This window comes from Halobacteriovorax sp. RT-2-6 (genome assembly GCF_047085025.1).
In the GTDB taxonomy this organism is placed as follows: domain Bacteria; phylum Bdellovibrionota; class Bacteriovoracia; order Bacteriovoracales; family Bacteriovoracaceae; genus Halobacteriovorax_A.
The window spans coordinates 859,879-881,101 of the sequence record NZ_JBKIYH010000002.1 but is presented as its reverse complement, the minus strand read 5'-3'; the positions used below and the strand labels follow the sequence as shown (position 1 = coordinate 881,101).

General features: G+C 36.3%; 23 protein-coding genes. 15 read left to right on the top strand and 8 right to left on the bottom strand.

All coding sequences use genetic code 11. The annotated features are described in order from the left end of the window. Positions 1–111 precede the first annotated feature (111 nt). The 12 genes from bamA (at position 112) to ACMAYS_RS12710 (ending at position 13,593) form a co-directional block, all read left to right on the top strand. Positions 112–2,403, top strand: coding sequence for an outer membrane protein assembly factor BamA (bamA, locus tag ACMAYS_RS12765; protein WP_412463421.1), 2,292 nt, complete (start codon positions 112–114; stop codon positions 2,401–2,403). Positions 2,404–2,419: 16 nt separating this feature from the next. Further along, positions 2,420–2,920, top strand: coding sequence for an OmpH family outer membrane protein (locus tag ACMAYS_RS12760; RefSeq protein ID WP_103217795.1), 501 nt, complete (start codon positions 2,420–2,422; stop codon positions 2,918–2,920). A gap of 73 nt (positions 2,921–2,993) precedes the next feature. Next, positions 2,994–4,010, top strand: coding sequence for a UDP-3-O-(3-hydroxymyristoyl)glucosamine N-acyltransferase (gene lpxD / locus ACMAYS_RS12755; protein WP_412463420.1), 1,017 nt, complete (start codon positions 2,994–2,996; stop codon positions 4,008–4,010). A 13-nt stretch (positions 4,011–4,023) separates the two neighbouring features. Further along, a complete protein-coding gene (locus ACMAYS_RS12750; RefSeq protein WP_392993413.1) occupies positions 4,024–4,503 on the top strand; it encodes a 3-hydroxyacyl-ACP dehydratase FabZ family protein in 480 nt (159 codons plus the stop codon). Between the two features lie 12 nt (positions 4,504–4,515). Then, positions 4,516–5,313: an acyl-ACP--UDP-N-acetylglucosamine O-acyltransferase gene (lpxA, locus tag ACMAYS_RS12745; protein WP_103217798.1), complete on the top strand. Its 798-nt coding sequence runs from the start codon at positions 4,516–4,518 to the stop codon at positions 5,311–5,313. Positions 5,314–5,325: 12 nt separating this feature from the next. Then, positions 5,326–6,273, top strand: a complete 948-nt coding sequence (locus tag ACMAYS_RS12740; RefSeq protein ID WP_412463419.1) for a Gfo/Idh/MocA family protein — start codon at positions 5,326–5,328, stop codon at positions 6,271–6,273. Then, entirely contained in the window at positions 6,270–7,400 is a 1,131-nt protein-coding gene (gene lpxB, locus ACMAYS_RS12735; RefSeq protein WP_103217800.1) for a lipid-A-disaccharide synthase, read from the top strand. The genes ACMAYS_RS12740 and lpxB overlap by 4 nt, the downstream gene beginning before the upstream one ends. Before the next feature lie 9 nt (positions 7,401–7,409). Next, positions 7,410–8,483 carry a tetraacyldisaccharide 4'-kinase gene (lpxK, locus tag ACMAYS_RS12730; protein ID WP_392993407.1) on the top strand — a complete coding sequence of 358 codons (1,074 nt, stop codon included), beginning with the start codon at positions 7,410–7,412 and terminating at the stop codon, positions 8,481–8,483. Position 8,484: 1 nt separating this feature from the next. Next, complete coding sequence (locus tag ACMAYS_RS12725; protein ID WP_412463418.1) at positions 8,485–9,564, top strand: DUF3108 domain-containing protein; 1,080 nt, start codon at positions 8,485–8,487, stop codon at positions 9,562–9,564. Between the two features lie 5 nt (positions 9,565–9,569). Next, positions 9,570–10,715 (top strand): hypothetical protein, encoded by a 1,146-nt coding sequence (locus ACMAYS_RS12720; RefSeq protein ID WP_103217803.1) that lies wholly within the window; start codon positions 9,570–9,572, stop codon positions 10,713–10,715. 168 nt (positions 10,716–10,883) lie between these two features. Next, positions 10,884–12,617, top strand: coding sequence for a 30S ribosomal protein S1 (locus ACMAYS_RS12715; RefSeq protein WP_103217804.1), 1,734 nt, complete (start codon positions 10,884–10,886; stop codon positions 12,615–12,617). 130 nt (positions 12,618–12,747) lie between these two features. After that, positions 12,748–13,593, top strand: coding sequence for a prepilin-type N-terminal cleavage/methylation domain-containing protein (locus ACMAYS_RS12710; protein ID WP_412463417.1), 846 nt, complete (start codon positions 12,748–12,750; stop codon positions 13,591–13,593). A gap of 7 nt (positions 13,594–13,600) precedes the next feature. On the opposite strand, the gene ACMAYS_RS12705 is transcribed toward ACMAYS_RS12710, so the two are convergent. Further along, positions 13,601–13,891, bottom strand: coding sequence for a hypothetical protein (locus ACMAYS_RS12705; protein ID WP_146037837.1), 291 nt, complete (start codon positions 13,889–13,891; stop codon positions 13,601–13,603). A gap of 51 nt (positions 13,892–13,942) precedes the next feature. Here ACMAYS_RS12705 and ACMAYS_RS12700 point away from each other — a divergent pair, with 51 nt between their 5' ends. Continuing rightward, a complete protein-coding gene (locus tag ACMAYS_RS12700; protein WP_412463416.1) occupies positions 13,943–14,290 on the top strand; it encodes a hypothetical protein in 348 nt (115 codons plus the stop codon). A 99-nt stretch (positions 14,291–14,389) separates the two neighbouring features. Continuing rightward, positions 14,390–14,662, top strand: a complete 273-nt coding sequence (locus tag ACMAYS_RS12695; protein WP_103217808.1) for a peptidylprolyl isomerase — start codon at positions 14,390–14,392, stop codon at positions 14,660–14,662. Between the two features lie 5 nt (positions 14,663–14,667). Here ACMAYS_RS12695 and ACMAYS_RS12690 read toward each other — a convergent pair whose 3' ends face one another. The 4 genes from ACMAYS_RS12690 to coaBC are packed head-to-tail and all read right to left on the bottom strand — an operon-like array spanning position 14,668 to position 18,477. After that, positions 14,668–15,021 (bottom strand): hypothetical protein, encoded by a 354-nt coding sequence (locus ACMAYS_RS12690; protein WP_103217809.1) that lies wholly within the window; start codon positions 15,019–15,021, stop codon positions 14,668–14,670. A gap of 42 nt (positions 15,022–15,063) precedes the next feature. After that, a complete protein-coding gene (gene hflX / locus ACMAYS_RS12685) occupies positions 15,064–16,392 on the bottom strand; it encodes a GTPase HflX (protein WP_103217810.1) in 1,329 nt (442 codons plus the stop codon). After that, complete coding sequence (panC, locus tag ACMAYS_RS12680) at positions 16,385–17,254, bottom strand: pantoate--beta-alanine ligase (protein ID WP_103217811.1); 870 nt, start codon at positions 17,252–17,254, stop codon at positions 16,385–16,387. Before panC ends, hflX begins: the two co-directional genes overlap by 8 nt. Further along, positions 17,251–18,477, bottom strand: coding sequence for a bifunctional phosphopantothenoylcysteine decarboxylase/phosphopantothenate--cysteine ligase CoaBC (coaBC, locus tag ACMAYS_RS12675; protein ID WP_412463415.1), 1,227 nt, complete (start codon positions 18,475–18,477; stop codon positions 17,251–17,253). The genes panC and coaBC overlap by 4 nt, the downstream gene beginning before the upstream one ends. 128 nt (positions 18,478–18,605) lie before the next feature. Here coaBC and ACMAYS_RS12670 point away from each other — a divergent pair, with 128 nt between their 5' ends. Further along, a complete protein-coding gene (locus tag ACMAYS_RS12670) occupies positions 18,606–18,830 on the top strand; it encodes a hypothetical protein (protein WP_103217813.1) in 225 nt (74 codons plus the stop codon). Here the strand turns inward: ACMAYS_RS12670 and ACMAYS_RS12665 are convergent. The 3 genes from ACMAYS_RS12665 to ACMAYS_RS12655 are packed head-to-tail and all read right to left on the bottom strand — an operon-like array spanning position 18,827 to position 21,192. Then, positions 18,827–19,465, bottom strand: coding sequence for a type III pantothenate kinase (locus ACMAYS_RS12665; protein ID WP_412463414.1), 639 nt, complete (start codon positions 19,463–19,465; stop codon positions 18,827–18,829). The two genes, ACMAYS_RS12670 and ACMAYS_RS12665, sit on opposite strands and share 4 nt — an antisense overlap. Next, positions 19,446–20,252 carry a 3-methyl-2-oxobutanoate hydroxymethyltransferase gene (gene panB / locus ACMAYS_RS12660; protein WP_103217993.1) on the bottom strand — a complete coding sequence of 269 codons (807 nt, stop codon included), beginning with the start codon at positions 20,250–20,252 and terminating at the stop codon, positions 19,446–19,448. The genes ACMAYS_RS12665 and panB overlap by 20 nt, the downstream gene beginning before the upstream one ends. After that, positions 20,224–21,192 carry a hypothetical protein gene (locus tag ACMAYS_RS12655; RefSeq protein WP_412463413.1) on the bottom strand — a complete coding sequence of 323 codons (969 nt, stop codon included), beginning with the start codon at positions 21,190–21,192 and terminating at the stop codon, positions 20,224–20,226. The genes panB and ACMAYS_RS12655 overlap by 29 nt, the downstream gene beginning before the upstream one ends. Positions 21,193–21,223: the final 31 nt, after the last annotated feature.

Genomic DNA, 21,223 nt, shown 5'->3' with positions numbered 1-21,223 from the left:
TGCAGGATGTTCGTTTTTCTTTTTGTAACTTTGTAAGATTATTGATATTTTTTTACTCAAGTATTTTTTGTCTGCACACACATGACAGGATCGTGAGATCACGGAGACTAGATGATTAACTCTTGGAAGAGTTTTATATATATAATTGTTTTTTCAATTACCTTAAGTATTCAAGCAAGTGAAATTGGACCACGTGTTCGTCTGTTTAAAATCTCAAGTGTTGAAGTTCAAGGTTTAAAGAAGGTAGAGAAAGAAGCTGTTCTTGATAAGCTACGTTCTCGCGCTGGCCTTACTCTTACAAATGAAATTCTATTTGATGACATTAAAACAATTTATAACCTCAAGTACTTTGAGTCCGTAGAGGCTCATCAGGATGGCAATAAGCTAATCTTTCAAGTTGTTGAAAAGCCTATTATTGCTAAGATCGTTTTTAGTGGAAATGATGAAGTCGATAAAGACGACTTAAGTGAAAACTTAAAGACAAGAGAATACTCAATCCTAGACATTAACTCAATTCAAGCTGATGTTCGCCAAATGGAGAAGACCTACGAAGAAAAGGGCTTCTACCTGGCCAATGTTTCGTATGAAATTAGACATGTCGACAAAGAGAATGTTCACTTAGTTTATACAATCAGTGAGTACGATAAGGTTCGAGTTAAGAAAGTGACTTTCTTAGGTCTAACTGCTTTTGCAGAAGAAGAAGTTAAGTCAATTATGGAGACAAGAGAGGAGAGTCTATTTTCATTCCTTTCTGGTTCAGGAAACTTTAAAGAACTAAATTTTAAAACAGATATTGAAAGAATTAAGTATTTCTATTCGACTAAAGGTTATCTTCAAGTCAACGTTGCTGTCCCTGAAGTAACAGTTTCAGAAGATAAGAAATGGGTATTCATTACTGTTAAGATTAAAGAAGGTCCTAAATTTGATGTTCGTGATGTTTACTTCCAAGGTGAGCTTCTCTTTACTGAAGATGAACTTAGAGAAAAAACAAAACTTAAGGCCGGAGAAGTTTATTCAGAAGAGCTTTTAAGACGTGATATTCAAACTCTTACTGAGTCATACCAAGACCTTGGTTATGCCTTTGCCAACGTTATCAGAAATATCCAACTAGTACCTGGTGAAAATAGAGTTGATATTCAGTACTCATTTGAAAAAGGGAAGCTTGCGAAGTTTGGTCGCATCTCAGTAACTGGAAATACTAAAACTCGTGATAAAGTAATTCGTCGTGAGCTTAAAATTCATGAAGGTGGGAAGTATTCTGGTTCAGGTCTTCGTGAGTCAAAAGAAAATGTTAATCGTCTTGGTTTCTTTGAACCAGGTAGCGTTATCTTCAATACTGTTTCATCGCCGGGACAAGACGATATTCTTGATGTTGAGATTAGTGTTAAAGAAAAGAGTACAGGACAAATTTCTCTTGGTGCTGGTTACTCAACGGCAACAGGTGGTTTCTTTCAAGCTTCTATTTCTCAAAACAACTTTAGAGGTTTAGGACAACAATTATCGTTCTCAACAAATATTGCAAAAGAGCAACAAAACTTCTCTCTATCATTTACTGAACCATACTTTATGGATTCGAAATGGACTCTAGGTGGAGAGGTGTTTAGAACAGTTGATACTCAACTTGATTCATACGATTATAAGAAGCATGGTTTTGCGGCCCGTATTGGTTATCCTATCTTCGAATACACAAGGCTATATACAACATATAAACTTGAAGAAACTGAGCTTACAGATATTAAAGATCCAACAGTCGATGAGAACGAAGATGGTGTGACTTCTTCAGTTCGTCTTGCTGTTGTAAAGGATAAGAGAAATAACCGTTTTGAGCCTACTGATGGTTACTACTGGAACCTTGCTACTGAGTATGCAGGACTTGGTGGTGATAAAGAATGGTGGAAGAATGAAATTGATGTACGTTATTTCTATCCGGTATGGAAAGAGCTAGTTTTTAGAAGTCGATTCTACACTGGGAAAATTGAAGATAAAGGTGTTCCTGTACCAAGAAATGAGAAATTCTCATTAGGTGGTGCGAGAAACTTACGTGGTTATGACATCGAAGATATTGGTCCAAAAGAGACTGTTACTTATGATGATGATAATGACCCGGGAACTCCTAATGTTACTGAAACATTTAATACAGGTGCCCCGTTCACTGTGTTTACAACACTGGAGCTTGAGCACCCACTTGCCAAAGAAGCAGGCCTTAAATTTGTTACTTTCTTTGATGCAGGTACGGCCAAAAGGCTAGAAGATATCGATAAGATATATATGGATTATGGTTTTGGTTTCCGTTGGTTCTCACCAATTGGTGTTCTAAGATTTGAGTGGGGTATTCCTATTAACCCTGACCCAGATATGAATGCGGGAACAAAATTCCACTTTGATATTGGACAATTATTTTAATTCGTAAGGAGACGATATGAAAAATTTATTAGTAATTGGATTACTTTTCTCTTCATTAACAGCATCTGCAATGAATATCGGACGTGTTGATGTTCAAAAAGTTCTTTTAACAGTTAAAGAGTCTAAAAAGATTAAGGATAAACTGCAAAAAGAAATCGATAAGAAGCAAGCTGAGCTTAAGAAAGAAGAAGAAGCTCTAGTAAAAGAAAAAGAGAAGTTTGAAAAACAAGCTCTTGTTATGAATGAAAAAACTAAGCAACAAAAAGGTCAAGAACTACAGAAGAAGTTCTTTGGTTTCCAACAGAAAATGCAACAGTACCAAGGTGAGCTTGCAAAAATGGAACAAAGTGCAAAAGGACCAATTTTAAATAAAATTAAAACTGTTGTTGAAGAAGTATCAAAGAAGAAAGGTCTTGATTGGACTTATGAGACTTCGACAACTCCAATTCTTTACATCAATAAAGTTACTGACATTACTGAAGATGTAATTAAAGCTTACGATAACAAACATAAGTAAATTGCTAATAAAAATAGACTCATGAAGGGAATACGAAGGTATTCCCTTTTGTCGTTTTAAAGGAGGGGATAAAATGTCCATTCTGATTAAAAATATTATCGAAAACGATAGCGATATGAGTTTTCTATCTGGAAATCTTGAGTACTCTGTTTCTGGGATTTCATCGATAGAAGAAATTATTGAAGAAAAAATTCTCTTCATTGGTGCTAAAAAATTTCTAGCTAAATATAGAGATGCTGGCGCTGGAGATAATTTAGCACTAATTATTGATACAAGTCTTTTTGAATCGCTTGATGACTCTGAAAAGAAAGAACTAGAAAATAATTCGATAGTGTTACTTACTTCTTCAAATATACCTATCTCAATTACGAAAGCATCTAAATTATTTTTCGACGAAAAACTTGGGAGCTTAAATTACGATCTTGATGGCCGTAAAAGTAGCTTGGCCTCAATTCATCCTTCAGTAAAAATTGCTGAAAATGTTTTTGTTGGAGAGGGTGTCGAAATCGCAGCTGATTGTATAATCATGCCTGGCTGCGTGATTTTACCAAATGTTAAAATTGCCGAGAATTGTACAATTTATCCAAACGTGACAATTTATCCTCAAACTGTCATTGGAAAAAATTGTCGAATTCACTCTGGTACGACTATAGGTAGTGATGGATTCGGTTATAACTTTCATCAAGGTGTTCATCATAAGATTTGGCACTTTGGTGGAGTTGAAATTGGTGATGATGTTGAAATTGGTTCAAATACTTCAATTGACCAAGGAACATTCTCTCCAACACGTATCGGTAGTGGCGTAAAAATTGATAATCTTGTTCAAGTTGCTCACAATGTTAAGGTTGGAAACGGAGTTATTCTCTGCGGACAGGCCGGACTTGGTGGAAGTACAAAGATTGGAGATTATGCCGTTCTTGGAGGAAAAGCAGCTGTTGCAGACAACTTAGAAGTTGGTATGGCCGCTCAACTTGCAGGAGGATCGGTTGCTATTGGAAACGTGAAGCCGAAGGAAATCGTTGGTGGATACCCAGCAAGACCTATGCGTGAATTTTTACGAGGAATTGCTTTTTTACGAAAGAATATTTAACGGAAGGTAATGTATGCAATTAAACAAAGAACAAGTAATGCAAATTCTCCCTCATCGCGAGCCATTCTTATTTGTTGATGAAATCACAAGTGTAGAAGCAGTAGGTGAGGTAAACGAATTAAAAGATCTAGTTGGAGCAGTTGTAAAAGGACATTATACAACTCGTGAAGATCATCCTATTTTTGCAGGACACTTTCCTGGAAATCCAATTCTTCCAGGTGTTGTTCAAGTAGAAATGATGGCACAATTTACTTCATTTCAATTAAAGCTTTATTACAAAAATTTAGAAGAAGGTGAATTTGAAGTTGCGCTATTATCAATTGAAGGCGCAAAATTTAGAAAACCAGTTCATCCTGGAATGAAATTAGATATTGAAACTGTATGTACAAAAATGCGTACTGGTTTCTTACAAAATGATTGCAAAATCTATCACGAAGGCGACTTAGTAAGCCAGTGTCAGGTTCTTGCATCTTTTAAAGTAAAAGAAAATTAAGAAGGAGCCTCCATGAGCGAGAGATTTCACCCAACTGCAATTATTCACGAGTCAGCTGAAATTGGAGAGGGAACAACTGTTGGTGCGTATTGCATTATTGGTCCAAATGTAAAAATTGGAACTAATTGTGATATTCGCAATCACGTAATCATTAATGGTCATACAACAATTGGTAATAATAATAAGATTTATCAATTTTGTTCAATTGGTGAAGAGCCACAAGATCTAACATACAAAGAAGAGCATGCTACTTCTGTTGAAATTGGAAATGATAACGTTTTACGTGAGTACGTTTCAATTCACAGAGGAACAATGAAAGATCGTGAGAAAACGACTCTTGGAAGTAATTGTCTACTGATGGCCAAAGTTCACCTAGGTCACGATGTTGTTGTTGGTGATCGTGTTATTATGGCAAACTCAACAAACCTTGCAGGTCACGTGAAGGTTGGTAATAAAGTTATCATCGGTGGTGGTACAAATATTTCTCAATTTGTAAAAGTTGCTGAAGGTGCATATATCGGTGGTGCTTCAGCTATTGATAAAGATATTCCACTATATTGTACTGCTTATGGTAACCGTGCAAAGCTACGTGGGATCAATATTATTGGTCTTCGTCGTGCAGGTGTTGAAAGAAATGCTATTTCTGAAATTGTTGATTTCTTCCGTGATATGGAAGCTTCAACATACTCACCACGTACTTTCGTTGAGACTGAAGAGCTAATGAAGCCATATGCAAATAATGAAATCATCGAGCGCATTAAAGAGCATATTGTAACGACAAAAATGGGTATTGCTCCATTTTTAAGCTAATAGGAATAAATTATGTCTAAAGTAAAAGTTGCTTCAATCGGTTATGGACACTTAGGCCAATGGCATGCTCAAAAAGCATACAACTTAGATAATTGTGAATTGATTGCCATTGTTGAACCATTTGCCGCTAACCAAGAAAAAGCAAAAGAAAAATATCCTGACATCAAAGTTGTATCTGATATCAAAGAAGTTATTGGAGAAATTGATGCTGCAGTTATTGCTACACCAACAAGCTTTCATTTTGAAATTGCTAAATTCTTATTACAAGAAGGTAAGCATGTTTTTTGTGAAAAGCCGGTTACAGTAACGGTTGAAGAAGCAAAAGACTTGAAGATTATTGCTTCTGAAAAGGGTGTTAAGTTACAGGTTGGACATAGTGAAAGATGCCATCAAGTTTGGGAGCGTCTTGAAGAGTTTAAAGACATTACTGCAAACTCTAGTGTTGCTACAATTGTAAGAAATTCTCCATTTAAGGGAAGGGCCGCAGATGTTGGAGTTGTTGAAGATCTAATGATTCACGACCTTGACTTGGCCCTTATGCTATTTGGAAAACCAAAATCGATTAGAGCATATGGAATGAAAGTTCTCACTGATAAGTTTGATCACGTTAAAGCTCTACTTAGCTATGGTGATCGTCTTGTTACAATTGAAAATTCAAGAAATGATGTAAAGACTGAAAGAAGCGTTCAGATTAACTCTGCTAAGGGAATCCTTAGAGTTGATCTTTTAAATAATAAGGCATCTTATTCGACTGATATTAAAGCTGGAGAAGAGCAAGTAATTAATGAATTTGATTACGAAAAAAGAGATCACTTACTAATTGAACAAGAACGTTTCTATAATTCAATTTTAAATAATACGAAAGAATTTGTAACGATTGATGATGGAATTGCTGCAATGGAATTAATTGCTGCAGTTAATGAATCACTCGAGAAAAACATTGAGGTTGAACTTAATTGAAAAGCTGCTTAATTATTGCCGGTGAAAAATCTGGTGAAGAACATGCAATGACATTCCTTGAGACTCTTACAAAGGGAGCTCCTGATACTCAATTCTTTGGAGTAGGGGGAGAGCTTATGAAAGAGCAAGGAGTCGAACTTCTTTACGATTTAAAAGATTTTTCCACTTGGGGAATTACAGAAGCAGTTAAAAAGGTTCCGTTTTACTACGGTGCTTACAATCACATCATTGATGAAGTTAAAAAGCGTGGAACTAAAGTTGCTATCTTAATTGATTTTCAGACATTTAATCTTAAGTTGGCCATGAAGCTTGAAAAGCTAGGTGTCAAAGTTCTCTACTATGTTGCGCCTCAAGCATGGGTATGGAAAGAGTGGCGAACAAAATATCTTCAAGCTTCTGTTGATACTCTATTCTGTATTTTACCATTTGAAAAAAAGTGGTTTATGGATCGTGGAGTAAGTAAGGCCATAACAATTGAACATCCACTACTTAAGAAGACAAAGCCTCTGTTGGAAAATTTTCAAAGAACCAATGTCGATTTTAAGAATGGAGAGTTTAATATTTTACTTCTGCCTGGAAGTCGTCGCTTTGAAATTGAATTCATGTTGCCTCAATTTATTAAGGCATGCCAAAAACTTAGAGAGAGTTATAAATTTAAGCTTTCAATCGTTAAAGCAAGCTCTGTTGATGAAGAACTATTTTCTCGTTTTGAAAATGAATTTGATAAGATTTATGAAGATCGTGAATTAGATGAGGCGCTCAAAGCAGCAGACTTTTCTTTCGCAACTAGTGGAACAGTAAACCTATCTTTGGCCCTTTATGGGGTACCAAGCGTGATCGCATACGATCTTAATCTGCTCAATATGTTTATTGCAGAAAATATTGTTAAGTATAAAGGCTTCGTTTCTATTCCTAATTTAATTTTAGGTCATGAAGTTTATCCTGAGCTACTCGGCGAAGGCTTCAGTGAATATAATCTTGTTCGCAAGGCCAAAGACTTATTCGATGATGAAAAACGCTATGAATTTGTTTTAAGTGAACTGAAAAAGCTAAGAGATTTAACTGAAGGTGAGGATATAGAGGTTTCTCAATATCTTCTCGAAAAAATTAAAAGTGCTTATTTATAATGAGGAATCATGAATAATATTAATATAAAACTCATTAACTTTTTTTCCGTTGCTCTTACTCCTGTTAGTTTTTTGTGGGAGTGGATTTATCGTTTACGTCGTTTTGCTTTCAAGATGGGAATTCTAAAATCATCATCTTTTGAAGTACCAATTATTAGTATCGGAAATCTATCGCTAGGTGGAACAGGAAAAACACCTTTTACGCTTTGGATTGGTAATTATTTGAATGATATTTTAAATAAAAAGACGATGGTTCTAACGAGAGGCTATAAGGGCGAATTAGAGAACTCAAGTGGAATCATTAAAACGGGAAAGAAAATCAGTGAAAACCCTTTTGTTTTTGGTGATGAGGCACTTGTTTTAAGTCGCAATCTAAAGAATGCTAGTGTTGTTGTTGGTGCAGACCGAAGTGATAATTTAAGACGATATTATGAAGAAGAAAAAGCAGATGTTGTTCTTCTTGATGATGGGTTTCAGCATTTAAAAATCAACCGCAATTTGAATATCGTTCTTTTCGACTCTCTACTTCCAATGTCGAAGTATCATTGTCCTCCTAGGGGATACTTAAGAGAGGGCGTAAGTGCTCTAAGAGAAGCGGATATTGTTCTATTTGGTAGGGCTGATCTAGTAACTGAAGAAAAACTTGAAAGGTTAGAAAGTTATATTCTTAAAAACTGTAAACCGAATACGCCGAGCGGTTTCTTTAAGTATGCTCCAAGTGCAATTAAGAACCTCTTACATGAAGAAGATTATGCTTTGACTGACTTAAAAGGAAAAAGTGTAATCTGTGTTTCTGGACTTGCATCTCCTGAGGCGTTCTTAAAGTTAGTTAAGCAACTTGATGCAAATATAGTTGACGATTTTAATTTTCCTGATCACCACCTTTATAAAGTTAGTGAGTTAGAAGGCTTAGTGGAACTAGCACAAGAAAAGGATGCCATCATTCTTACAACAGAGAAAGATATTGTTAAAATGAAGAGGTGTTCTAGTAGTGAGAGAATTCACTACCTACAAATTGGTATCGAGTTTATAAAAGGTGAACAATTTGTAAAAGATAAAATCAACTCGGTTGTTAGAGGTTAGAGTGAGAAATATTTTTTCTTTAAGTCTTTTGGCTTTATTACTTTTTGGTTGTGCTGGTGCACTTATGAAAAGTGATAGCGATGATATGGATCTAGTGGAAATTTTCTCTGATGAGGAAAGTAAGACTTTAGAGAAGTTTAAAACGACTGAAGTCGAAGAGCCTGCTCCGACATCGACTCCCTTTTCTTCTTCAATTGAAGAGAAGGAGATTGAGAAAGTTGCAAAGAAAAAAGAAAAAGTTGTTAAAGCTAAGCCTGTTGTTAAAGCGGCTCCAAAGGTAAAAACTAATCCTCAAGAAAAAGAAGATTACCCAAAAGCATTTTTAAAATTTGATAAAGAATCAAAGAAATATTGGGATTCATATAAGCCGATCTTCTTTGTTGGTGAAGAATTCAAATATGAGATTACTTGGTCAATCTTTAAGGCGGGGATCGCAACGATTACAACACAACCGATGGCACTGATCGGAGAAAAAGAAGTTCTTCATGTAAATGCTCTTTTAGAATCTGCTGAATATTTTGAAGGTATCTATAAGCTAAAAGATACTCTTGATGTTTATGTCGATGCGGACCATGGAAAATTCTCTTCTTTAAAGTATGAAATGAAGCAGCGTGAATCAGGACAGGTTGTGGATGATCTTCAACTATTTGATCATGACGAACTGAAGACCTACTTTTTTTATAATCGTCTGAAGAAAGGAAAAACAAAGAAGATTAAGAAAGTAGACTCTCTACCACGATACTTTACTGATTCTTTTTCCGCTCTTTATTTTATTCGCGGTATTCCAATGAAGATTGGAACAAGCTTTGATTTTCCAATTATTACAAGAGGTAAGGCGTGGCTTTTAAAAGCGACTGTCGATGAAATAGAAGATATCACTATTATGGGAAAAGCTTATCAAGCTTATAAGATAACTGCCCAAACACAATTTCCTGGGGTTCTAAAGAAATCTGGCGATATAAATTTTTGGATTTCAACTGATGAAACTAGGACTGTACTTAAGTTCTCTGCAAAGGTTAAAATTGGAACTGTAAAAGGAGAGCTTATCTCTCATAAAGCGGGAAAGGATACTGGTAAGTAAAGTTAATGGTTAATATTTTTAGAAAACAACAAAATATTCTTTATGTTTCTCCAACCTATAGTTCAGGTTCGAAGGAGCGCATGCTTTTAAGAGATAGTATTTTGTTAAAAGAAATTGGCCATAATATCTTCATTTACTGCTTGAAAGACTCGTTCTTGCATAGAGAGTGTAAAAAGGCCGGGATCGATTGTATTTTCCATACAGGTACAACTAAGTTAAGAGTTTGGAATTGGTATAAGCTTTCAAAACTTAGAGGAATAATAAAGCGTTACGATATTAATATCGTTCACTGCTATCAATTAAATTTCCTATGGCCGCTGGCCTCGTTCTTAAGAAAGAGAAATTTAACAGCACTCTTTTTCACGATTAATTTTGAAGTGAGTAAATTCTATAAACAGTTTTGGTATCGTCGCCTGATAGGAAGAATTGATCTGATCTTTATTCCTTTTAGAGAGATGATTGATTCAATTAATACTCATATGGATGTGCCTGTACGTAAGATTTATTCTTCTGGCCTTGGTGTTGATAAGATTAACTTTGAGAAAAAATATACTTTTGATGAGGAAAACTTAATTCACCTTTCTTGTTGGGTTAATGATCACGAAGTTGAGTTAAATGATCTCTCAGTTTGCTTAGAGGCTTTATGGGCCTTGAATTTAGATAATGAGCTACCTAAGAGATTTAAACTGCATATCTTCTCAAATCGAAAGTGGGAGAGAAATATCCTTTATAATCCGATAAAGGATAGAATTGCAGAGTATAAACTTGAAAATTACGTTGAATTTCATGAGCACGATAATATTTATGAAGTACGCTCTGATATCTGGATTTCGTACACGTCAAAATCTCCAATTGAAGACTACGCACTTCTGGCAATCCTTAAAGGAATTCCTACTGCTGTTCCGCGCAATGCTACGACGGAGGAACTTCATCGAATCTACCACGGCTCTCTTGCGACTTACCGTCAAGGTGATGCACGTGAGTTGAGGACTAGAGTTAAAGATATCGTCCAAAATAATACTAAGTATAAGGAATCATGTCTTAAGTCCCGTGATGAGCTATGGAATGAGCACGGTATTGATGGTTATAAATATAACCTATTTAAACTGTACGAAAAGCACCTGAACAAACGCCTAAGGTTCTATAATTAATAAGTTTTTATTGTTGACGTAGGGCCCCAGAAAACTTAAGATGCGCAAAATCAAAAAATTGTAAGTTGTCTTCAGTAGAAGAGATTTACACTAAGGGTTTCCCTTAGAATCAAAAAATATAAGGAATATTGATTGGACACAGTTAATAATCCTTCCATGAGGTAAATTATGACAGATTTAAACAATCTAAAACAATCTTGGATGCAAGGTTACGAAGTTGTTCTTGGTGAAGACATCGAGACAAGAGATGAAACAGAGTTTTCGAAACTACTAGATTCGACAGAAACTCCAACATTTACAGAAGGTGAAGTTTTCAAAGGTAAAATTGTTAACATCTCACCAGATTACGTACTTGTTGACATTGGATACAAGCAAGAAGGTCTTGTTCCAAAAAGAGAATTCACTAACTACGATGGTTCTCTAAAAGTTGCACTTGGTGACGAAATTGAAGTTTATCTTGATAAACTAGAGTCTCACCTAGGTAACCTAGTTCTTTCAATGGACAAAGCTCAAATCCTTAAAGCTTGGGATAAAATTTCTGAAGCATGTGAAGACGGTACTCCAGTTACTGGTACAGTTGTAGCAAAAGTTAAGGGTGGTCTATCTGTTGATATCGGTGTTAAGGCTTTCTTACCTGGTTCACAAATTGATGTTAGACCAACTAGAAACCTTGATAAATTCATCGGTAAAAAGATGGAATTCAAAGTTATCAAGTTTAACAAGAAACGTGGAAACATCGTTCTTTCAAGAAGAGCAATTCTTGCTGAAGAAAGAGGTAAACTACGTGGTGAAGTTCTTTCTCAAATTGAAGAAGGAATGGTTGTTAAAGGTATCGTTAAAAACATCACTGATTACGGTGCATTCATCGATCTAGGTGGAATTGACGGTCTTCTACACATCACTGATATGTCATGGGGACGTGTTAAGCACCCATCAAATATCCTTACTCTTGGTGACGAAATCGAAGTTAAGATCCTTAAGTTTGATAAAGAAAAAGAAAGAGTTTCTCTTGGTCTTAAGCAAGTTCAAGAAAACCCTTGGGAAGCTGCTCAAGATAAGTATGTTGCAGGAACAAAAGTTAAAGGTGAAATCGTATCTGTTAAAGATTACGGTATCTTCATCGAGCTTGATGACGGAATCGAAGGTCTAATCCACGTTTCTGAAATGTCTTGGACAAACTCTATCAAGAACCCAACTAAGCACTTCACTGTAGGTGAAATCGTTGAAGCACAGGTTCTAGAAGTAGACGTAGAAAACAAGAGAATTTCTCTTGGTATCAAGCAACTTCAAGAAAACCCATGGGATGCTCTAGAAGCTAAGTTCCCTGTAGGTTCAAAAGTTACTGGTAAAGTTAAATCAATCGTTGAATTTGGTATCTTCGTTGACCTTGGTGAAGAAGTAGATGCTCTAATTCACGTATCTGATTTCTCTTGGACTAAGAAAAATATCAACCTAAACGATGATTACAAAGTTGGTGATGAGATTGAAGCTGCTGTAGTTTCAGTTGATAAAGAAAACCAAAAATTCTGTCTAGGTGTTAAGCAACTTAAAGAAGATCCTTGGAAGAAAATTGAAACAAGACTTCCAGTTGGTACAATCGTTGAAGCTCAAATCGTTAGAGTAACTGATTTTGGTGCTTTCGTTGAACTTGAAACTGGTATCGAAGGTCTAGTTCACATTTCTGAACTATCTGAAGATAGAGTTGAGAAGCCAGAAGACGTAGTTAAGAAAGGTGACGTAGTTAAAGCTATGGTTATCTCTCTAGATAAAGATGCGAAGAAAATCGCTCTTTCTATGAAGTCTGCTCTAAACTCTGATACTCAGGGAATGCAACAAGAAGTAGTTAAGTCTGCAACTCTTGGTGATGTTCTTAAAGGTTTCAACCTTGGAAATGACGAGTAATCTACTACTTAAATAGTTGATTATACGAGGCCACCCCTAGGGTGGCCTTTTTTATGCCCGCGAACGCATGCCCAGGATGGAATTTATATTTATTCTTTCTTCAAACTCAGTTCTCCGTTAAAATATATTTATGCACAAAATCACAAAAAATAACTCTGGCTTTACCTTGCTTGAGATTGTTATGGCAGCAGGCCTTTTAGCAATTATAGCACTTGGATTCGCTCGTTTCATGAAGACTCAAATGAAGTCGACAAAGACTGCAATTAATCAAACAGAGCTAAATAACTACGCTAATGCAATTAAGGCCTATATGGCAAAGCCTGGGATCTGTAAAAGGTCTCTAGGAAAGCTTGGGGTGATAGAGAATGATCTCATTCTTGAAGAGATAGTTAGAGCTGATGGTAAGGCAAAGTACACGATAGGAGATAAGGTTAACGGAACGAATTTCGTTCTTTCTTCAATGTATATTTCGAACTTCTATGTGAACAAAGTAGAAGGACAAGACTTTCACCGTGCGGAATTAAAATTAAATTTAGAACTTAATCGTATGAATAATAACGCTTATGGTGGGAAGACGATTATTAAGCGATTTGAGGTTGATCTATTTGTGAATGATTCAAATCGAGTAGAGGACTGCGGGGTTCTGGGTGGAATATATTTACCAAAGATACCTTTTATGAGTACTTCTTCGAGTTCCTCAACTGCAGAAACAAGTAGTGGTTCAGATTCAAACCCTAGTGAGAGTGAATCTAGTCAAGAGTCAGTAAATAACGATCTTTCGAAAAAGACTGATTACGATAAGGTCTTTGAGGAATCAATTAACGAAGCGGCCCAGAAAACTGGTCAATCACTGTCACAAGAAGATATTAGTAAGGCCGTAAAAAATAATCCTGAACTTCAAAAGGCAATGGAATCTTTAAAATCTCTTCAAGAGAATACAAAGAAGATGGAAGCTCTTCTCAATGAAGAACTTTGATCTTAATTTATTGATGAACCTTTCCATCTGGAAGACAAATTGAGCACCCTCCATCTTCTTCATCGATATGAGAGGCAATTTCTTCATCCAGCATTTCCTTAAGCTTTTCAACTGTTTCACTTGAGGCACCGAGAGATTCAATAAGAGTTTGCGAGACTGAAGGGATAACTAGCTTAATATCAAGGCCCATTTCTTCCAGCTCTTCAGATTTTTGATAAGCACGATCTGCGTCTTCCATTGAAAACTCATATAAGGTAGAATTGGATAGGTTATCAATAATTTTAATGCGGCTAGACATGTGGACTCCCATTACTCTTATTGATTAAATGTAACATACGAAGGCTTAATCGTGAAAATTAAAAAACTATTCTTTTTATCTAATAACCAAATGATGATAACTGCTATCGAGGCCTTAGGTAGGGAAGTCGGTGGAGATTTCTTCACGCTATCTAATGAAGAAGAGGCCTTTCATTTTATCAGAGATATTGTGCCTGAAGTCATCCTCGTGGATCTTTCGACAATCACGGCCGATACAATTGGAAAAATCGAATCAGAGTTTTGCCAAAATATCCCTGTTGTTCAACTTGTGACGAAGAGTGAAGAGGGTGCTCAGCGTGTTATAGAGGCACCGTTAGATATTGCAAATTTACTTTCTAACCTCGATCGTATTTGTGGAGATTTTAATGGAGAGGGATGAGTTTTACATGTATCTTGGCCTTGCCATTATAATTCTCGTAATCATAGGAACATACTATTGGCGATTTCATTCTTAAAAAATATATTCAAAGGAAAAACTATGTCTAAGATTCGTTGTGCTCACATTCTTGTTGATCAAGAATATGAAGCGAAAGATTTATTAAAAAAGCTTGAAGATGGAAAAACTTTTGAAGAACTTGCAAAAGATTTTTCTAATTGTCCTTCTGGGCAACAAGGTGGAGACCTTGGAGAGTTTGGAAAAGGGATGATGGTGGCACCATTTGAAAAAGCTGCGTTTGCACTAGAAGTTGGAGAGCTCTCTCCAATCGTTCGCACGCAATTTGGTTACCACCTAATTAAGAGAATCTCTTAAGACTTCTACTTCTGTTCTGGGCACTTGCTGTCCAGAACTAGTATTTGCCCTTCCTTATCATTTAATACTAAACAAGAACTTTTCTCATCTTTGATATTCTTAATGATTTCATTGTGGATGGCCATGCAATGTCCATATCCTGGAAGAGTGAAAATATCGTGTCCACGTGTGCTATATAGGTTTAGGCCATTGATAAAACCCTGACAGTCGAGAATGACCTTATCGTAGTTCTTATTTTTGATTGAGAACATGAAGTCCATATCTGTTTTAAAATAAGCTTCAACGTCGATTGTTTTAACTGCTGAAAAGGCAGACCAAGATAGCGTAGATAGAAGTGTTGCGAGTATGATTTTGTTCATACTCGCTCATCGGAATAGTAAAATTTAAATTTAATTTTTTACTTAGACTTCGTCTAGTTCGTCTAGAAGGGGATCGTGAGGTCCGAGCTCAAACTTTTGTAACCCTAATGGATTATAAATAAAGTCAGGTACTCTAACTTGATAGTAGATCCCTTTTTCGTGATTACTTGTTTTAATGACGTTTGTTTTTGAAACCACAATTGAGTGTGCGGCCCCTGCATCATATGGAATAAAGAGATCGTAATTATTCTGCTTTTCTAAAAAGAAGTTAACGATGTATTCACGAAGGTTATCAATTTCATCAGTATTAAAACTAGAGATCACAAAGCTATTAGGATGTTTTCTCTTGATGATAGTTTCAGTAATCTTATCATTTAACTTATCTTTCTTATTGAAGACAATGAAGCGCTCTTTATCAGCAAGTCCAAGTTCACTTAGTACATTATTTGTAACTTCAAGATGCTTTTCGTAATTAGGATCACTAATATCACAAGCGATTATTAGAAGGTCCGCTTCTAGGGCAGATTCAAGAGTTGTCTTGAAACCATCAATAAGAGTGTTTGGAAGGTTTGATAAGAAACCTACCGTATCAATAAGGATCATCGGCGGCTTTGTATCTGGGTTTAACATCCTAAATGTCGAATCAAGAGTCGCAAATAGCTTATCTTCTTCTAAGACGTTTACGCGGCAAAGACGATTCATAAGAGACGACTTCCCAGCATTTGTATAACCAACAAGGGCCGTTGTAATTGCCTTCTTTGAGCGTTTCTTCTTTTGCTCAATACGAGATTTTTCAACCTCTTTAAGCTCTTTCTTATAGAACTCGATACGCTCGCGAATGATACGACGGTCAAGCTCGATCTGCTGTTCACCCTCTCCACCACGGACACCAATACCACCTTTTTGACGGCCAAGGTGAGACCAGAAACCGGCCAGGCGAGGAAGGATATATTGTAGACGTGAGATTTCAATTTGAATACGTGCTTCTTTTGTACGGGCGTGCTCAGAGAAGATCTCAAGAATAATATGGCAACGGTCAACAACCGACATTCCTGTTAGCTTTTTGATATTTCTAATTTGTGAAGATGTAAGCTCGCAGTCAAAAACAAGAAGAGTCGAGCCTTCAGCTTTTGCATCCATTGCGATTTCTTCAAGCTTTCCTGTTCCTAAGATTGTTCCAGGATCAACAGTCTTCTTATTTTGAATATACTGTTCACCTGTTTCAATATCTAATGTTCGCATTAGTTCTCTAAGCTCTCCAAGTGAACGGAGAGTGTCTTTTTCTGTCGCATGTTCTTTAAACTTTGGACAAACTAAAGAAACAAGAGAGGCCTTTGCCTCACGTGAAATAAAAAATTCATTATCAAGCATAAGTAATTTCCACTAATCTGTTATCGATAAGGCGAGTAGGTTTACTTCCTACAAAGTATGCACCAGCGATAACAACTTCTTTTGTATTTGATTCAACATCTTCTAAATTTGTACTATCAAGTACTTCAAGATAATCCCAATTTGAGTCTTTTAAAGTTTCCTCAAGGATTTCGTTAAGCTGAGCCTGTGCTTCAACCCATGTCGTTCTTGCTAGAAGATTTTCTAGTTCATTTAATTTATTTGGAAGAATAAGAGCAAATTCTTTTTCTTCACTTGTCAGGTAGCCATTTCGTGATGAAAGGGCAAGGCCACTTTCTTCGCGTTTAATTGGCACTGTTTTAATTTCAAGTTCAAGATTTAAGTCATGGGCCATTTTTCTAATGACACAAACTTGTTGATAATCTTTCTGACCAAAGAAAGCCTGGCTTGGTTTAATTAGTGTGAAGAGTTGATAAACAACAGTTGTCACACCACTAAAGTGCGTCGGACGACTTTGTCCACATAGCTTTTGCGTAATACCATCAACTGATACCGTCGTGTTAAAGCCTGCTGGATAAACTTCACTATTATCTTTTGGTAGGAAAACCAATATATCAGCGGCACGATTACCTGCCGTTTCCTTGATTAGGTCAAGGTCTTGTTCTGGTGTTCGAGGGTAGCTATCCAGATCTTCATTTTCTCCAAATTGCTTTGGGTTTACAAAGATTGTGACAACAACTTTATCACAGGTTTCAAGAGCGTTTGTTAGAAGGCTCATGTGACCTGCGTGTAGATTTCCCATTGTTGCAACAAGGCCAAGAGAGTCGTGTGAGACTTCTTTCATTGCTGCAATTAAATCTGATCGCGTTTGAATTAACTTCAAGCTTTAATCCTTTTAAATATTTCTTTTGCTAACTCGATTTTTGATAGCTCACCAGTAAAGGCAATTACGCCATCGTTAAGGATTGTGTAGTAAGCTTCATTATTACCAAAGCCCTTTCGTGAACTCTTACAAAGGCCACTGTCGACATGAGTTCCGATTAAGAGTTTCGTTGGCTTACGATTATATTTTGATTCTAAGACTTCTTTAGAAAGATCTGTTTCAGCAGCAAATCCGACAATAATTTGATTCTCTAACTTATTGGCAACAACATGAGCAAGAACATCTTGGGCCTTTTCAAATTCTAAACTAGAAGATAGGGCTTCCTTCTTTAGTTTACCTTCTGCTGTCTTAAATTTTAGATCACTAATGGCGGCCGTTGAAATATAAGTATCAAATTGATTTTCAAGCGCAAGAACTGCTTCATACATTTCATCCGTTGTGCGAACTGAAATGATTTTAACTCCTGGAAGGCTTTTTAAAAATTGAAATTCTGGACATGAGTTTTGTCCTAGTAGAATTGTCGTTTGATATCCTAAGCGAAGAGATTCTTTTGCAATTTCATAACCTGTTTTACCAGATGATGGATTTGTTACAAAACGTACAGGATCAATTGGAGCAACAGTTGCTCCCGCTGTAATAACAACTCGTTTTGATGATTCATTTATTGATGGGTTGATAGCATCAAAATTGGCCAGGACCTCTTCAACTGCTGGAATTTTTCCCGCACCGACATCACCACATGCGAGTTCACCAGAAGCTGGTGGGTAGATAAAGATATTACTTTGCTTATTCAGCCTCTCAAGTAGGTCAATATTTTCTTGAGTGATTGGATTCGTCCACATTGACGTATTCATGGCAGGATAAATAATCGTTTGAAACTTATCCCATCCTGCTAAAAAGATTGATGTTAGTAGATCATCGGCCTTACCCATGGCAAGATTGGCAATTGTATTAGCACTGGCCGGATAAATATGAAGTGAGTCTGCCCACTTTGCTAGCTCAATATGAAGAACAGATTTTGTTTCGACACTTCCACTAAAGTCAGATTGCGCGCTATAGACTTGGGCGGCACCAAGGTAAGTATAGAGGTCAGCATGAACAAATTTCGTTGCTCCACTTGTTAAAATAACCTTTACCTCGTGACCTTTCTTTACCAGCCCTCTTACAAACTCAATTGATTTATAAGCGGAAACTGAGCCACATACACCTACTAATATTTTCATATATTTAACTTTCTGGTTGTTAATACTATGTGTCTATCTTATATATGTTTTTAAGGATTTAGGCCATTGAATTTGAAATATCTGAAGGTATTCGGAAGGCCTGTGTAATAAGTAACAAAGGTAAGTTTATGAAATTTGGTAAGTTCTCAATCATCTCACAACGTGACGTACAAGCACTGGGAGATACACTAGAACTAATCTACATAAATTACGATCATATCGTGTCAATGAAGCCAATTAATATCGTTATTGAAGGTGATGTTAAGGAAGGTTATTGGCTACGACTTTCTAATGGCAAGAAGTATCGCGCTATCGAAATTCCAGCAAATTTTAAAAAGAACTTTGTAGGTTAAAGTAGACTTAAGAGAGCATGATGAATTAGTTCGCTCTGGATTTCACCACAATCTTTTAATTTATGAGAATCACCACCAGTTAAAATGACTCTGTGTTGATTATATTTTCTCACTTGGGAAATTATCATCTCAAGATAGGCCATGTAGGCATGTGAGATGGCCTGTTCTGTATTAGTCATATCATTTATATCGATTTCACTTAGTAGGGGAAGATTCGCTGAAAATTCTGGGTATGATTTTAAGTAATTTGCCAGTCCTAAAAAGATCGGGCCACCAAGATGTTTTCCATGATCAATTTCATCGAATGTGATGAAGCTTCCTGTATCGACGAGTAGAAGTTTTTCGTTCGGAAAATTCTTTTGTAGGTAATGGGAAATTACCTTGCGATCAATACCTAGCTTATTTGGATCGTAAGTCGTTTTAAAATCCCTAATAAGATCATTCGCATTCTCTGCTCTTTCTGGCAGTAAGTCTGTTATTTCTTTTGAGACATTAGAATAGATAATTGGAGCACTCTCTTCAAATTTAAAACTAAAATTTGAGATATTTAATTTTTTAACATCTCTTAGAATGCTATCTTTAAAAACACCTATTTTTAAGAAAGTGTTTCCACTATCAATGGTGTAGGTCTGCATCGTCTGAATTATCCGCTTTTTTACTTTTAAGAATATATTCACTAATTAGTTTTAGTTTTTGTTCGTAGAAGTTAGCAATTGGCTTACAAAAATTTGGATACTTTCCAGGTCCCATCTTCAAGAGATCATTAATCACAAGAACTTGTCCATCTGTATTCTTTCCGGCTCCAATTCCAATTGTAGGAATTGAAAGCTCTCTTGTAATAATTGTCGCAATCTCATCAGTGACACATTCAAGAACAATTGAAAAACAACCAGCTTCTTCTAAAAGTTTTGCTTCGGCAAGTAGTCTTGCTTTATCCGAATCATCCTTACCGTGTGTATAGTAACCACCTTGCTCATGAACGCTTTGAGGCGTTAGACCAATATGGCCCATAACAGGAATCCCTGATTGAGTAAGTCTTTTGATGATATCTAATTGGTGAGGGTAGGCACCTTCAAGCTTAAGTGCTTCAGCTTGAGTTTCTTGAAATAGCTTTGTGGCATTTTCAAGGGCCTTATCAAAAGTTGTATATGAACCAAAAGGCATATCAACAATAACAAATTTATTTGGAGCACCTCTTCTTACTGCTGCACCAAAAATGGACATTTCTGTTAGGCTAACTTGAACAGTCGTATCATAACCAAGAACAACATTACCAAGGCTGTCGCCCACAAGAATCATATCAAGCTCAGTTTCATTTAACATTTGAGCTGTTTGATAATCGTAACAAGTAAGAACTTGTAGTGACTTTCCTGTTGCAGAAAGTTTTGATTTTCTAATTTTGCGAGTTGTTAGCTTCTTCATTCCCATGAACCAATTTCTTTCCAAAGCTATTATAAACCTTGGTGATTTCTAAGTTATTCCACTCACTTATAACCTGAGAGAGCTGCTTTTGGAAATCAGTATGAAGAATTTCACGGGCAAAAGAGCCATTTTCGATATTTTTATAGATTTTATTGAGCTTGTTCTGATACTCATCATCAAAAATCAGTGACTTGGCCATTTCTCCACCCATAAAGGCATTTGGAGAGATGAGCTTCATAAACTCGGTTGGGCCAAATTTTATCATGGCGTCAGCTATGAGTTTAACCTCATGCCAACATTCGATATAAGCAATCTCTGGAGTGTGACCTTTTGCAATCAGGGTTTCAAATGACAGCCTTGCAGCTTGGGGAATGACTGAGCATAGGATTGATTGCTCAGAAAAGAGATCACAAATAGTTTCTTCTTCGAAGCTTGCGACAATTGGGCCAACACTAATGCCTAAATCTTTTGATAGCTTTAGAAGTTTCTCATCTTCACAATTAACAACAGCAGTTAAGGGCGCATTTGTTTCGTAACCAAAGCGTAGTTCACTTGCAATAGCTTTAGGCGCCAAGAGAAAGTGCTCATGTGAAGGAAGCTTTGATCGTAGGTCTTGGTACATAACACTATAGCCATGACCGTAAACTAATCTTTGCTTAAAATTCGTATCAGAGAATTGAAGAGAAGTTAAGATTTCTTCATGTGTATCATCTGGTGTTAGGATGATGATAAATTCATAGTTAGCAATTTTCGAATTATTGATATCAATTGTTGGAAACCCCATCTTATTTGCAAGGGCGATTGAGCTGCTACCTTGGCGCAAGCCTATAGTGACTGATCGAGCAGAATCTCTTAGGTTAAGTGACCATGATTTTGCTTGAGAGCCAAAGCCAATAATTAAAATATCATTAGAAATATTATCGCTACTATTTTTCATCATAAAAATTAGATATCATGGATTGAAACAATAA